11 protein-coding genes are annotated in these 13,675 nt (G+C 72.1%); 5 read left to right on the forward strand and 6 right to left on the reverse strand.

What is annotated here, in order from left to right; translation table 11 throughout:
* The first annotated feature begins 30 nt into the window (after positions 1-30).
* Together ACSRUE_RS07175 and ACSRUE_RS07180 are read left to right on the forward strand one after the other, a co-directional pair.
* Positions 31-1,611 (forward strand): lactate racemase domain-containing protein, encoded by a 1,581-nt coding sequence (locus ACSRUE_RS07175; RefSeq protein WP_437528366.1) that lies wholly within the window; start codon positions 31-33, stop codon positions 1,609-1,611.
* A 22-nt stretch (positions 1,612-1,633) separates the two neighbouring features.
* Positions 1,634-2,512, forward strand: coding sequence for a 5'-3' exonuclease (locus ACSRUE_RS07180; protein WP_441290365.1), 879 nt, complete (start codon positions 1,634-1,636; stop codon positions 2,510-2,512).
* Positions 2,513-2,521: 9 nt separating this feature from the next.
* Here ACSRUE_RS07180 and ACSRUE_RS07185 read toward each other — a convergent pair whose 3' ends face one another.
* Entirely contained in the window at positions 2,522-4,336 is a 1,815-nt protein-coding gene (locus ACSRUE_RS07185; RefSeq protein ID WP_441290366.1) for a DUF885 domain-containing protein, read from the reverse strand.
* 47 nt (positions 4,337-4,383) lie between these two features.
* Entirely contained in the window at positions 4,384-5,682 is a 1,299-nt protein-coding gene (purB, locus tag ACSRUE_RS07190) for an adenylosuccinate lyase (protein ID WP_441290367.1), read from the reverse strand.
* A gap of 175 nt (positions 5,683-5,857) precedes the next feature.
* Between purB and ACSRUE_RS07195 the strand changes: the two genes are divergently transcribed.
* Entirely contained in the window at positions 5,858-6,601 is a 744-nt protein-coding gene (locus tag ACSRUE_RS07195) for a universal stress protein (RefSeq protein WP_441290368.1), read from the forward strand.
* Between the two features lie 16 nt (positions 6,602-6,617).
* Here the strand turns inward: ACSRUE_RS07195 and ggt are convergent, their stop codons facing one another.
* The 4 genes from ggt to ACSRUE_RS07215 form a co-directional block, all read right to left on the reverse strand.
* Entirely contained in the window at positions 6,618-8,522 is a 1,905-nt protein-coding gene (ggt, locus tag ACSRUE_RS07200; protein ID WP_441290369.1) for a gamma-glutamyltransferase, read from the reverse strand.
* Positions 8,523-8,677: 155 nt separating this feature from the next.
* Positions 8,678-9,277 (reverse strand): hypothetical protein, encoded by a 600-nt coding sequence (locus ACSRUE_RS07205; protein WP_437763298.1) that lies wholly within the window; start codon positions 9,275-9,277, stop codon positions 8,678-8,680.
* Positions 9,278-9,707: 430 nt separating this feature from the next.
* On the reverse strand, positions 9,708-10,757 hold the full coding sequence (locus ACSRUE_RS07210) for a WD40/YVTN/BNR-like repeat-containing protein (protein ID WP_441290370.1): 1,050 nt from the start codon (positions 10,755-10,757) through the stop codon (positions 9,708-9,710).
* Between the two features lie 53 nt (positions 10,758-10,810).
* Positions 10,811-11,866 (reverse strand): hypothetical protein, encoded by a 1,056-nt coding sequence (locus ACSRUE_RS07215; protein WP_441290371.1) that lies wholly within the window; start codon positions 11,864-11,866, stop codon positions 10,811-10,813.
* 207 nt (positions 11,867-12,073) lie between these two features.
* Here ACSRUE_RS07215 and ACSRUE_RS07220 point away from each other — a divergent pair, with 207 nt between their 5' ends.
* Positions 12,074-12,295 carry a hypothetical protein gene (locus ACSRUE_RS07220; RefSeq protein WP_437296083.1) on the forward strand — a complete coding sequence of 74 codons (222 nt, stop codon included), beginning with the start codon at positions 12,074-12,076 and terminating at the stop codon, positions 12,293-12,295.
* Positions 12,296-12,386: 91 nt separating this feature from the next.
* Positions 12,387-13,592 (forward strand): protein kinase domain-containing protein, encoded by a 1,206-nt coding sequence (locus tag ACSRUE_RS07225; protein WP_437763302.1) that lies wholly within the window; start codon positions 12,387-12,389, stop codon positions 13,590-13,592.
* Positions 13,593-13,675: the final 83 nt, after the last annotated feature.

Here is a 13,675-nt window from a genome sequence, read left to right on the forward strand (position 1 = left end):
ACACGTCGCACCCCCTGCTCTGAAGGTCCCATGAGCCATCCTTGCGTCGTCACGCTAGACAGCCGCAGCGCCCCCCGGGTGCTCTTCTCAGGCGACCAGCTGGTCGAGGTCGACCTGCCCACCGGCACCCGGGTGCTCTACGCGAAGCCGCCCATCGAGCCGCTGAAGGACGTCGACGCCGCGATCCGCTACGCGATCAACCACCCGTACAACTCGGAGCCGCTCTACGCGAAGCTCCGCCCGGGGATGAAGGTCACGATCGCGGTGGACGACATCTCGCTGCCGCTGCCGCAGATGAAGCGCCCCGACATCCGCGAGCGGGTGCTCACGATCGTGCTCGACCTGCTCGCCGACTACGGCGTCGACGACGTGGAGATCATCATCGCCACGAGCGTCCACCGGCGGATGAAGGACTGGGAGGTCCGCCACATCGTCGGCGACCGGATCTTCAACGCCTACTGGCCGAAGAGGCTCTACAACCACGACGCCGAGAACGCCGCCAACATGAAGTACGTCGGCACGACCGACGTCGGCGAGGAGGTCGAGCTCAACAAGCGCGCGGTCGACAGCGACCTCGTGATCTACGTGAACCTCAACCTCGTGCCGATGGACGGCGGGCACAAGTCGGTCGCCGTCGGGCTGTGCGGGTACCGGAGCCTGCGCGCGCACCACAACCCGCGGGTGATGCGCGACTGCTACTCGTACATGGATCCGAAGAGCTCCGCGCTGCACACGAGCGTCGAGCGCATGGGCCGGCTGGCCAACAAGAAGCTCAACGTCTTCACGATCGAGACGACGATCAACAACCGCATGTTCGATCGCCCGCTCGAGTTCCTCGCGAAGAACGAGGACGACCTGAGCGCGGGCGAGAAGAGCGCGCTGCGCGCCCTCCGCTTCACGCTGTCCAAGGTGCCGCAGCCCGCGCGCCAGGCGATCTTCCAGCGCGTCCCCTCGCCGTTCGGGGTGACCGGGGTGTTCGCCGGCGAGACCGAGGCCGTCCACGAGCACACGCTGAAGCGCAGCTTCGACCAGTACCTCGTCCCGGTCACGGGCCAGGCCGACATCCTGATCACGGGCATCCCGTACATCAGCCCGTACAACGTGAACTCGTTCCTGAACCCGCTGCTCGTGCAGGTGATGGCGAACGGCTACCTGTTCAACCTCTACCGCGGCGCGCCGATGCTCAAGAAGGGGGGGACGATGATCATCCTCCACCCCTGCACCGACCTGTTCGACAACGAGCACCACGCCCCGTACATCGAGTTCGTGCACCGGCTCCTGCCGGAGACGCGGGACGCGATGGAGCTGCACAAGCGGTACGAGAAGAAGTTCTCCGAGAACCCCGCGTACATCGAGATGTACCGCTTCGGGCACGCGTACCACCCGACCCACCCGTTCTTCATGTGGTACTGGGGCGAGGCGGGGCGGCAGCACATCGGCCGGATGATCGTGGTCGGCGCCGACAACGAGTACATCCCGCAGCTGCTCGGCTGGGAGACGGCGCGCACGATGGACGAGGCGCTGCGGATGGCGAAGCAGTCGGCCCCGCCCGCGCCGGAGATCCTGGCCCTGCACACCCCGCCGATCTTCATGGCCGACGTGACGGCCTAGCGCCCCTGCGGGAGGGGCCACCGTGCGGCTGCACCTCATCGACGGCACCTACGAGCTCTTCCGCGCCCACTACTCCAAGCGGCCCGAGCACCGCGCGCCCGGCGGCTGGGACGCGAAGGCGACGGTGGGCGTCGTCGCCTCGCTCCTCGCGCTCCTGCACCACGCAGAAGAGGAGGTCACGCACCTCGCCGTCGCGTTCGACAACCCGATCCGCTCGTTCAGGAACGACCTGTTCGCCGGGTACAAGAGCGACGAGGGGATGGATCCCGCGCTGCGCCGGCAGTTCGATCCGGTCGAGGAGGCGGTGCGCGCGCTCGGGATCGTCGTCTGGTCGATGGACGCGTTCGAGGCGGACGACGCGCTCGCGACGGCGGCGGCGCGGTTCCGGGGCGCGGTGGAGCAGGTGCGCATCCTCAGCCCGGACAAGGACTTCGGGCAGTGCCTTGCCGGCGATCGGGTCGTGCAGGTCGACCGCCGGAAGGAGAAGGTCGTCGACGAGGCGGCGATGCGCGCCGCGCGGGGCGTGGCGCCGGCGAGCATCCCGGACTTCCTCGCGCTCACGGGGGACGACGCCGACGGCATCCCTGGCCTGGCGGGCATCGGCGAGCGGACGGCGGCCGCGCTGCTCGGCGCCTACGGGCACATCGAGCAGATCCCGGACGACCCGGCCGCGTGGTCGGTGGCGGTGCGCGGCGCGGACCGGATCGCGCGCGCGCTGGTCGAGCAGCGGGAGGACGCGCTGCTCTACCGGACGCTGGCGACGCTCCGGACCGACGTGCCGCTCGCGGAGGGCCTCGACGACCTGCGCTTCCGCGGCGTGCCGCGCGACCGCTTCGAGGCGTGGTGCGACGCGATGGACGTGCGCACGCTGAAGACGCGGCCGACGCGCTGGGCGCTGTAGAGCGGGGCTTTATAAGGGCTGTTTCCTCGCCGGCGCCCCGAGCTCGGCGAGCACGCGCTCGCGGACGAGCGGCAGCGGCGGCGAGCCGTGCGAGAGGAGCGCGTCGTGGAAGCGGCGCAGCGAGAACGCCGGGCCGAGGGCCGCCTTCGCCTCCTCGCGGAGCTTCAGGATCTGGAGCTTGCCGAGCGTGTAGGCGAAGTAGCCGGGGTCGAACGTCGCGCGCACCGCCTGCTCCCGCGCCGTCGCGCGGTCCTGGAAGCAGTCGTCGACGAAGCGGCGCTCGGCCTCGTCGAGGCTCATGCCCTCCGCGTGCACCCCGAGCGAGACGACCACCCGGCAGTTGCGCAGCAGCGCGTCCGCGAGCTGGCCGAGGCGATTCTGCAGGTCCTCCTTGCCGAACCCCTGCTCGATCATCATCTGCTCGACGTAGTGGGCCCAGCCCTCCACGAACGAGTAGCTCCCGAACATCTTCTGCGCGTCCGTCGGCGCCCGGCTCTCCCACAGGCCCTGGACGAAGTGCCCCGGGTAGACCTCGTGCACGGTCGTCGAGAGCAGCGTGCCCCGCGGCATCACGTACTCCTCCTGCTCCTTCCGGGGCCACGAGGGGTCCGGCTTCGTGATGTAGTAGAACGCCTCGAGCCCCTTCCGCTCGAACGGCCCCGGCGCGTCGAGGAAGGCGGCGTTCCAGCGCATGTAGGGCGGCGTCTCCTTCACGATCGCCCGCTCGTCGGACGGCAGGCTCACGATCTCCTTGTCGACGATGAACCTGCGCGCCGACTCCATCGTCCGCGTCGCCTCGGCGAGGAGCTGCTCCGCCTTCGGCCGGGAGGTCTTCACCTTCCTGGCGAGCTCCTGGTACGCCGCCTTGTTCGCCGCGAGGTCGTCCTCGCCCATCTTCTTGAACTCGGCGAGCGGTATCGAGAGCCCCTCCTGCGCGAGGAGGAGCTTCCGGTACCGCGCCTCCCCGAGCACATGGCTCGCGTCGCCCTTCGGCAGCTCGACCTTCGCGAGGTGCTCGGCGAGCCGCTCCGCCGCGTCGGCGAGCGCGGCGTTCGTCTTCTCGAAATCGGCCTGGAACGCGGGGTCGCCCACGCCCTTGAGCAGCTTGACGACGTCGCCGCGCAGGTACTCCGCGTAGCCGCGGAAGATCTTCACGGCGACCTCGATCACCGGCTTCGGCATCGGGCTCACGAGGTTCTCGAGGACGCGCGGCGCCTGGGCCAGCGCCGCCTTCTCGTGCTCGAGGAGGCACCGCGCGCGCTCGGGCAGCGGCGCGTACGCGCGATCGAGGTAGTGGTTCACGCCGAACAGATCGCCGTAGAACTGCGGCCGCCGGCGCCACTCCTCGAGGTCCCTCCCGCTGAAGATCTTGAGGTCGATCTGCTGGAGGAGCAGCGCGCGGTCGAGCGCCTCGTCCGGGGAGAGCGCCGCGGCGTCGACGGCGGCGAGCGCCGCGCGGTCGCGCTCGAGGCGCGCGAGCCGCCGCTCCATCGCCGCGGCACCGTAGTCGGCGACCTTGCCGTCCTGCTCGTGCAGCCCGCGCGAGCGCGCGAAGGCGGGCTCGTCCGCGACCCACTCGCGCAGGATCCGATCGCGCAGCGCGGTGAACGGCTCGCGCGGCGCCTCCGCCGGCCGCGCGGGCTCGGCGCTCGCCACGGCCCGAGGGGGCGCCGCGGCCCGAGGGGGCGCCGCGCCGAGAAAAGGAGTCGGCTCCGAGGCGCTCCCGCCGCAGGCGGCGAGCGCCGCGAGCGCCGCGAGCGCCGCGAGCGCCGCGAGCGCCGCGAGCCGGCGCCAGCGCGAGCGGACAGGTGCGGGTGCGGCCATGACGGGGCGAGCCTGTCAAACCGGCCCGCGCAGGTCAACGCCGCAGGTCAGTCGCGGAGCGCGCGATCGATGATCGTGTCCACGTGCGAGAGCGCGTGGTCGAGGTCGAAGCAGCGCGCGATTTCGTCCGGGGCGAGCAGCGCCCCGACGTCGGCGTCGGCGGCGAGGTTGTCGCGGAAGCGCCCCTCGCCCGCGATCGCGCGCATCGCGCAGCGCTGCACCAGCTCGTAGGCCGCCTGCCGCGGCCTGCCCTTCTGGACGAGCGCCAGGAGCACCGCTTCGCTGAAGAAGAGCTCGCCCGTGCTGTCGAGGTTCTGGCGCAGCCTCTCGGGGTAGACGACGAGCCCCTCGACGAGCCCGGCGGCGCGGTCGAGCATGAACCCGAGCGTCGAGGTCGCGTCGGGCGCGATCATCCGCTCGACCGACGAGTGCGAGATGTCGCGCTCGTGCCACAGCGGCACGTTCTCGAGCGCCGGGATCACGGCCGCGCGCACGACGCGCGCGAGGCCGCACAGGTTCTCGCTGAGGATGGGGTTGCGCTTGTGGGGCATCGCGCTCGATCCCTTCTGGCCCACGGTGAAGCGCTCCTCCGCCTCGCGGACCTCGGTGCGCTGCCAGTGCCGCACGTTGGTCGCGAGCCGCTCGATGCCCGCCGCGATGAGCGAGAGCGCGGTGAAGAGCTCGGCGTGGCGGTCGCGCGCGACGACCTGCGTCGAGACCGTCTCGGGGCGCAGGCCCAGGGCGGCGAGCGCGCGCTCCTCGATGCGCGGCGACAGGTGCGCGTACGTCCCGACCGCGCCGGCGATCTTCCCGACCGCGATCGCCTGGCGCGCCGCGAGCAGGCGCGCCCTGCCGCGCTTCATCTCCGCGAGGTGGCCGGCGAGCGCCAGGCCGAACGTGATCGGCTCGGCGGCGATGCCGTGGCTCCTGCCGATCATCGGGGTGCGCCGGTGCTCGTCCGCGCGCCGCGCGAGCGCGCCGCAGAGCTTGTCGAGCCGCGCCGAGAGCAGGTCCGTCGCGCGGACGAGCAGCAGCGCGAGGCTCGTGTCGAGCACGTCGCTCGAGGTCATCCCCCGGTGCAGCCACCGCGCGCCCTCGCCCGCGAGCTCCTCGACGTGCGTCAGGAAGGCGATGACGTCGTGCTTGACCGTGCGCTCGATCGCCTCGATCCGCGCGGGATCGAGCGTCAGCTGCTTCGCGCGGATCCCCTTCGCGATGCCGGCGGGCACGAGCCCTTCGGCCTCCATCGCCTCGCAAGCGGCGAGCTCCACCTCGAGCCAGGTCGAGAATCGGGTGGCGGGCGACCAGAGCTCTTCGAATTCAGCGGGAGTGTAGCGGGGGATCATGGGCGGGACGCTGCGAAGGTCTGGAGGGTGCGTCAAGGATGGAGTGGTCCAGGGAGGTCCGGGCGCGCGGGGGCCGGCTCGCGCTGCTCGCCTGCGCGCGCCACGCCGCGCCGCGCGCCCCGCGCCGTCGGGCGGGACGCTTGCGGACGCGCGGCGCGCGGCAAACGTTGGCGCGATGCCAACCCAAGCGCCGGCGCCTGCGCGCGCCGATCAGGGCAGGTCGTCCGCCCGCACGCCCCACGCGGCGGGCGACGCGCCGCCAGAGACGCTGCCCGCGGGGGCGAGCGAGGCGAGCCCCGTCAGCCAGGCGCCGCTCCCCCCGCGGGCCGAGCCTGGGCGCCGCGAGCCAGCGGGGCGCGCCGGCGGCGCGGCCGCCGCTGCCAGCGCGCCGGCTGTCGTGAACGAGCCGGCGCCCGCGAGCGAGGCCCGCGCGAGCGTGCGCGGGGCTCGCCGGGTGCAGCCGTACATCGTGGTGGTCGCGATGGACCTGTCCGAGCCGGGCGGGCGGGCGTGGCGCTTCGCCTTCGATCTGGCGGCGCTCCGCGGCGAGACGGAGATCCACGCGGTGGTCATCGGCCCGCGGCAGGTCGCCCCGGCAGTGCGCGACGTGACGACGCCGGGCGCGTCGTCGCCGCCGTCGCTCCGCGTGCTCCAGCACCGGTTCGCGGACGGCCAGGCCCGGCTGATGGCGATGCACTTCCGCACGGGCCGGCCGGACCGGGCCATCGTCGCGCTCGCCCGGGAGCTCAGCGCCGATCTCATCGTCGTGGCCACGCACCCGCAGTCGCCCCTGCAGCGGCTCTTCGGCGGCTCGACGGCCGATCGGATCGCGCGGAACGCGCCGTGCCCGGTCGTCGTCGTGCGCCCCAAGGAGGACGATGACGCCGACGCGGCCAACTACGACCCCAGGCTGCGCTGACGCGGAGGTGCGCGGGCTACCGCGCGCTCGATGGCCGCGCGTCGGCCTTCGCCGCCGGGTCGAGCCTGTCCGGCGCGCTGACGCCCTCGGCCTTGCCCCCTTCCCGCGTGTCCGCGTAGCCCCACGCGACGCCGGCCGCGTCGACGAGGAGGTTGTTCGCGTCGCCGATCGGCATCGGGTCCATCACGAGGACGTGCCCTCGCCGCGCGAGGTCGTCGAGGGCGGCCTGCGGCGGAGGCGTCAGCCGCTCGACGCGCACGCGATCCGGCATCCACTGGTGGTGGACGCGCGCGTGGCGGACCGCCTCGTCGATGGTCATCCCGTGATCGATCAGGTTGCGGAGGACCTGCGCGACGGTGTTCGGGATCGTGTCGCCCCCGGGAGATCCGAGGACGAGCGCGACCTTGTCGTCGCGGCTCACGAGGGTGGGCGTCATCGAGCTCGCCATGCGTTTGCCCGGCGCCACCGCGTTGATCCCCGTCTCGGAGAAGGCGCCCATCGCGTTGGCGAGCAGGATGCCCGTGCCGGGGATCACGATCCTCGCGCCGAAGCTCGCCGACAGGGTGGTCGTGCACGAGACCGCGTTGCCCTGCGCGTCGATCACCGAGAAGTGCGTCGTCTGCGGGGACTCCTGCGCGACGGCGCCCAGAGGCGCCGCGATGTCGCCCGCCGGCGTGGCCCGCTCCGGGTCGACGGGCGGCCTGCGGCGCATCAGGTAGGCCCCGTCGAGCAGCTGCGCGAGCAGCTGCGCCGTCTCGGGCGCGACGAAATCGGGGTCGGCGCTCACCTTGCGCCGATCGGCGTACGCCCGCTTCGCCGCCTCGACGAACAGGTGCAGCGACAGCCCCGAGTCGACGGGCGCCTCGTGCGCCTTGAGCCGCTCGAGCGTGAGCATCATCTCCGCGAGCGCCACGCCGCCCATCGAGGGGGGCGGCATCGTGTCGACGGTGAAGCCGCGGTACGAGAACCGGAGGGGCGCGCGCCACTTCGCCTGGTAGGCGCGCAGGTCGCTCTCGCTGATGTGGCCGCCGCGCTCGCGCATCGCGCCGGCGATCTGCCGGGCGATGGCGCCCTCGTAGAACGCGCGCGGCCCCTCCGCGGCGAGCGTCTCCAGGGTGCGGGCGAGATCGAGCTGCCGCACCAGCTCGCCCTGGGCGACCGGCGCCTTGCCCCGCCCCCAGATGGCGCTCGCGGCCCGATCGGCCTTCAGCCGCGGCCACGCCCAGCGCAGCGTCAGCGCCTGCCGCGCGCCGAGGCGGTGCCCCTTGCGCGCGAGGGAGATCGCCGGGGCCAGGAGCTCGGCGAACGGGCGGGTGCCGAACCGCTCGTGGGCCAGGGCGAGGCCGGCGACCGAGCCCGGGACGCCGGCGGACGCATAGCCGTGCGCCCCGGCGCGCACCATCGCCATGTTCGACGCGGTGGTCACCGACGCGGGCGCGGCCTCGCGGAAGTCGAGCGCCTGCGTCTCGCCGTTCGCGAGGCGGACCAGCATGAAGCCGCCGCCGCCGATGTTGCCTGCGCTCGGGTGGGTCACCGCCAGCGCGAACGCCACGGCGACCGCGGCGTCGACCGCGTTGCCGCCGCGCCGCAGCACGTCCGCGCCCGCGCGCGTCGCGTGCTCCTCGACCGAGGTCACGAGCCCGGCGTCGCCGCGCACCGCCCGCGGGCCGCCCGAGGCGAGCGCGATCGGCGGCACCGGCGGCGTCGGCTCCGGCGCCGCGGCGCCGGCCGTGGGCTCCGCCGCGGCGCTCGCGGCCTGCGGCGCGGCGCTCGCGCCGGCGACGGCCGGCGCGCCCGAGGCCGGCGCGCCCGAGGCCGCGGGCGCCGCCGGGCGCGGCGCGGGCGGCGTGCGGGCCTCGCAGCCTGCGAGCAGCGCGAGGGCGAGCGCCCAGCGCGGCATCGAACGACGGAGCAGGGTCATCAGGGTGCGCGCGAATCTACTACGGTGCCGGAGGGAGCCGGGCCGGGCCGCGCGGGGCGACCCGGCCTGGGGGATTCGTTCAGGACGCGAGGGGTCGCAGCCGGCGCGCGCCGGAGCCGCCTCCTGCACGCGCCGTCAGGAACGCCGGGCCGCGCTCAGGACCGCTTGCGGCGGCGCGCGGCGGCCACGCCCACGCCGGCGACGAGCGCCGCGAGCCCCGTGCCCGCGAACGGCGCGGAGGAGGACCCCGGCGCGGCGGCGCAGGAGACGCTGGCCTCGGCCTCCGCCTCGGCGTGGAATTCGACCTCGACGCCCTGCGAGAGCAGCCAGTTCTTGCACTCCTCCATGCTGCCGACAATGTCGACATACTGCCCGTTGCAGAACAGCGCGCCATCCGGCGTGGTGCACTGCACCTCGCACCCACCCCGGAGGTCGGACGTGCATTTGAAGTTGCAGTCGAAGTTCGCGTCGACCTTGCACTCCCCCTCGCAGCTCGCCTCGCACTTCGCCTCGCACGAGGCGCTCGGCGGCGTCGCCTCGCAGCTCACGCTGCACTCGCCCTCGCAGCTCGACGAGCACGACGCCTCGCAGTCCGCCCGCGCGCCGGCATCGCTGCCCGCTTTCGCCTCGCACCTCGCCTCGCAATTCCCCGTGCAGCTCGCCTTGCAGCTCCCCTTGCAGTCCAGGCTCCCCGGGTCGGCGGTGCACTCCCCTTCGCATGCCGCCTGGCACTGGCCCGTACACGACGCCTGCACGCCGCCAGTGCACCGCCCGGAGCACTCCGCCTCGAAACGGACGGGCTCGCAATAGCCTTCACAGCCGCCCTCCGTTCGAATCTCACACTCGCCGGCCGCCGCGAGCTGGAGGTTTCCACATGGATTGGGCTGGGCTGATGCGGAGGAAGCGATCAGCACAGGGATCGCAAAAGTAAACGCACTCACAAAAAGCTGAGCAATGGTCCGTCGCATGCCAATTCTCCTGGGTTCAGAGCGCGGGATCCGCGTGTGGTCTCCGCAGGTGTTGCAATCGGACGACCAGCGCCACCCTTTGAAGCATTTCCCAAGACAAAAGTCTCGCTGGTCGTGACCGCTCGGCCACAGCGTATCTCCGAGTTCACGGTCCCATGATGCACCACGCCACACGAAGGGCATGTCCGAGCAGGTGAGGATACCTGCGACGTGGTGATCAGCGGCTCACAGTGTCGGCGATTTGCCCTGTTCCGTAGCGCGCCACCACGCCCTTGCGGGCTCTGCCGGGCGTCGGCTGGCTAAGGAAGTCCCCGCCGACCGCCCAGAAGGCCCCTTGCCCGTCGGCCCAGACGGCGTGGAGATCGGCGTAGGGCTCCTCGGTGAACTCGTCGATCCAGGCCCCGTCGACGAGGCGCTGCTTGAGCCCTCCATACCCGACGATCGCGACCTCCCCCGGGCGGCCGCAGGCGACGCCGTTCACGTCGTTCGTGAGCGCTATCTCGAGCCTGCGCCACGAGGCGCCGTCCGAGCGGAGCACGTCTCTCCCGCCGACCGCGTATACCTCTTCACGGCTGCAGCCGGCGGCCGTGAACAGGGTGCCCTGCGCGATCGGCGGATCGGACTGCACTTCCCAGGTCGAGCCCGAGCGGTGCCAGATCACGCCGAACTCGCCCACGGCGTAGAGATCCTCGGAAGATTCGCCCCACACCTTGTAGAGCGCCCGGCCGGTCGCCGCCGGCAGCGGCTCTCGCGACCATGTGCTGCCGTCCCAGCGGAGGACGATGTCCTTCTCCGCGTCCGCGCCGCTGCCGGGCATGCCGCCGACCGCCCAGGCATCGTCGGGTGAGAACGCGATCACGCCCCACAGCGTCGCCTCCGTCCCCGTCTCGTGCTCGGTGAACGCCGCGCCGTCCCACCGCGCGGCGCGACCGCGCTCGCCGACCATCCAGACGTCCTGCGGACCGGAGCCGGCCACCCACCAGAAGGTCGTCTCCCCGCCCGCCGGGAGCTCGCGCCACCTCGCCCCGTCGTAGTGCAGCGCGAGCGCCTCCCGGCCCGTGTTGCCGAGCGGCCCCCCGACGGCGAACACGTCGTCGGGCGCCGTCCCCCAGATCGAGAGGACCGCGCGGTCGAGATCGCCCTCGTCGAGCAGCACGCGCCACGCCGGCGGCTCCTGCGCGGGCGGCCTCGCAGGATCGCCGGGGCATCCGGCGAGGACGACCGCGCCGAGCGCCGCCAGAGCCATGGAGTGAAAGCAGGTGCGCATGGGAGTGAAGACCCGCCTGGAGAGGTCGTGCCGGCGCGACGCCACGGGGGGGCTCAGTTGCAGAACACGTCGGTCTGCTTCGGATAGTAATAGACGAAGATGTTGCAGTGCTCGTTCTTCTCGACGATCGGCCCGAACGTGTAGCAGCAATCGAGCGACTCTTCGGCGGTCCCGTTCTTGGACAGGTCGTACTCGTCGAGGCCCTTGCACCCGACGGACGGGTCCGGCTGCTGCCACTCGAAGGTGCATCCGTACCAGACGCCGCCGTTCGTCGCGAGCTCCCTGTCGAGCTCCGGCGAGATGAGCATCGGCGGGTCGTCCCACGCGTTCGATGTGTAGAAGCGATCCGAGGCCGGAGGCGTGCCGATGGTCTTGCCGTCCCATGCATACATATCGAATTGCGTGCCTCGGCTGTGGAAATGGCCGTTGGCGCCGATGATCCTCACGGGAGAGGGGCTGTTGATCTGGCACGAGCCCTCGAACGTGGGCGTCGGGTTCGACTGACAGACACGGATGGACTGCTTGCTCGCGAAGACGGTGCCCATCTCGGCCTTGACCTCGGCGTCGGGCAGCGCCCAGAAGTTCACCCGGACGCGGCCGACCGCCTCGGGGGTCTTCTGCGACGTCGCGTTCACGTAATGCGTCTGCAGCATCAGCCACTCGTCGGGCGCGAGGACGTTCGCGACGCCCTCGGGGAACTCCCAGTCGACCTGGCCGTTCTGCTGCGAGTTCGCGATGAGCGGCCAGTCGGCCCAGTTGGGGCTCTTGAAGCACTCCCCGACCCCGTTCTGGTTCTTCTGGATGCGCCCGCCCTCCGGCCCCAGCCCCTTCACGGTCTTCACGCGGAAGATGTTCATGTGGTGCGAGCCGTCGCGCTGCGCGATCTGCACGCGGTGGAGGTTCACGGGCGCGGTCGGGTCCATCCCGTTCGACGCGGCGAGCTCGCTGACCTTGAAGAAGTAGCAGTCCTGCTGCTCGACCCCCGCCGGCACCTCGGTCTCCTCGGTCTGCATCTGGAAGCCCTGGCCGACCGGCGGCACGTCGAGCAGCGACTCGTCGACCGGCGGGGGCGTCACGCCCCCTCCCCCGCCCCCGTCAACGCAGGCCACGATCCCCACCACGACAGGAAGCAAACCAAGCGTCAGGCGTCGAACAGCCATAGTCCCTCCAGGCAATCGCGTAGCGATGAGAAGAGATATACACGGCTGCGCAATTTCAGGGCGTTCGTGTCACGCGGCGGGCAGGGTTCCGTCGGGCGCCGGGGCGCCGTGGCCGAGCGCTGGCCGGTGCTGCTAGGATGTGGGAGAGGTTCAACCATGGCGGCGCCCAAGAAATGCGGTCCACACACCGAGCTCGCCTCGAACGAGGCGACACGCATCACCCGGTGCGGGTGTGGCACCGTCCACGTGACACTCATCGGCCCTGGCGTGACGTTTCGCATGCCAGCGGACGCGTTCCGGGGCGTCGCCTCCGGGCTCAAGGCAGCGGCCGAGCGGCTTGACGACGACCCCCGTTTCGGCACGACCTCCATCAATTAGCTTGCGCGCCCGCAGCGGAGCGGCCTACCAGTGGCGTCGCCGCTGAGATCTCTCTCCTCGGATGGCCGATGGTCGAAAGAGGGCGCCTCTCGTGTACGACGACGACGCGGAGCACTGGGTCGGCAAGACGTTCGCCGGGACGTGGTGGATCGAGCGCGTGCTCGGCACCGGCGGCATGGGGAGCGTGCTGCTCGGGCGCGCGGCGGACGGCTCTCAGGTCGCGCTCAAGGTGCTGCACCCGGAGCTCAACGCGATCGCGGAGGTGCGGAAGCGCTTCCTGCGCGAGGGGTTCATCGGCAACACGCTCGGCGGGGCGGACGCGGTGCCCGGCGTGGTGCGCGTGCTCGGCTCCGGCGAGACGCAGGAGGGCCTCGCCTACCTGACGATGGAGGCGCTCCAGGGCGAGACGCTCTTCGATCGGATGGCGCGCACCGGGACGATGCCGGCCGGCGAGGTGCTCGCGCTCGCCGACCAGGTGCTCGAGACGCTCTCGATCGCGCACGCGCGCGGCGTCGTGCACCGCGATCTCAAGCCCGAGAACATCCACCTCGGCAACGACGGGCGCGTGCGCATGCTCGACTTCGGCATCGCGCGCGTCGTCGACGGGCTCACCGGCCTGCCCGAGAAGACCGCGACCAAGACGGGCATGATCATGGGCACGGCGACGTACATGGCGCCGGAGCAAGCGACGGGGCTCATCCACGACATCGACGGGCGCACCGACCTCTTCGGGCTCGGGGCGACGATGTTCCGGCTGCTCTCGGGCCGATCGGTGCACGGCGAGGTGACGGAGGCCATGGAGGTCATCGCCGCCGCGACCGAGGCCGCGCCGCCGCTCGCCTCGGTCGCGCCCGGGATCTCGCCCTCCGTCGCCGCCGTGGTCGATCGCTCGCTGGCGTTCATCAAGTTCCATCGCTACCCGAACGCCGAGACCATGCGCGCGGACGTCCGCGCTGTACGCGCAGGCGCGCTGCCTCCCTATGCGCAGGCCGTGATCGAGGGGCGGATCCGCGCCGGCCAGCCGAGCTCTCAGCCGGCGCCTCCGCTGCATGCCGGCGGCTCGCCGAGCGCGCGCCCGCAGCCGACCGTGGTGGAGCCGGCCGCGGCCCCTCGCCATTCGCACTCGATGAGCCGGCCGGAGCGAACGCTCGACGACAACCCGTCAGCGCCGTCGCGCGCTGGCGCGTCGCTCTCGCAGCTGTCGACGGGGAAGCTGCTCCTGCTCGTCGGCGGCGCCTCGCTCGTCACGGGCGTCATCGTGGCCGTGATCGTCGTCCTGCTGGTGTTCAGCCGCTGACGGGCCGCGAGCGCGCCGCCAGGGGCGCGCTCGTCAGGTGTGAGGGGATCGTCGGTGGAAGGCGCCGGCGGGGCCGCTGGGCC

Origin of the sequence: Sorangium sp. KYC3313 (assembly GCF_052075895.1) — a bacterium.
Taxonomy (GTDB): Bacteria; Myxococcota_A; Polyangia; order Polyangiales; family Polyangiaceae; genus Sorangium; species Sorangium cellulosum_B.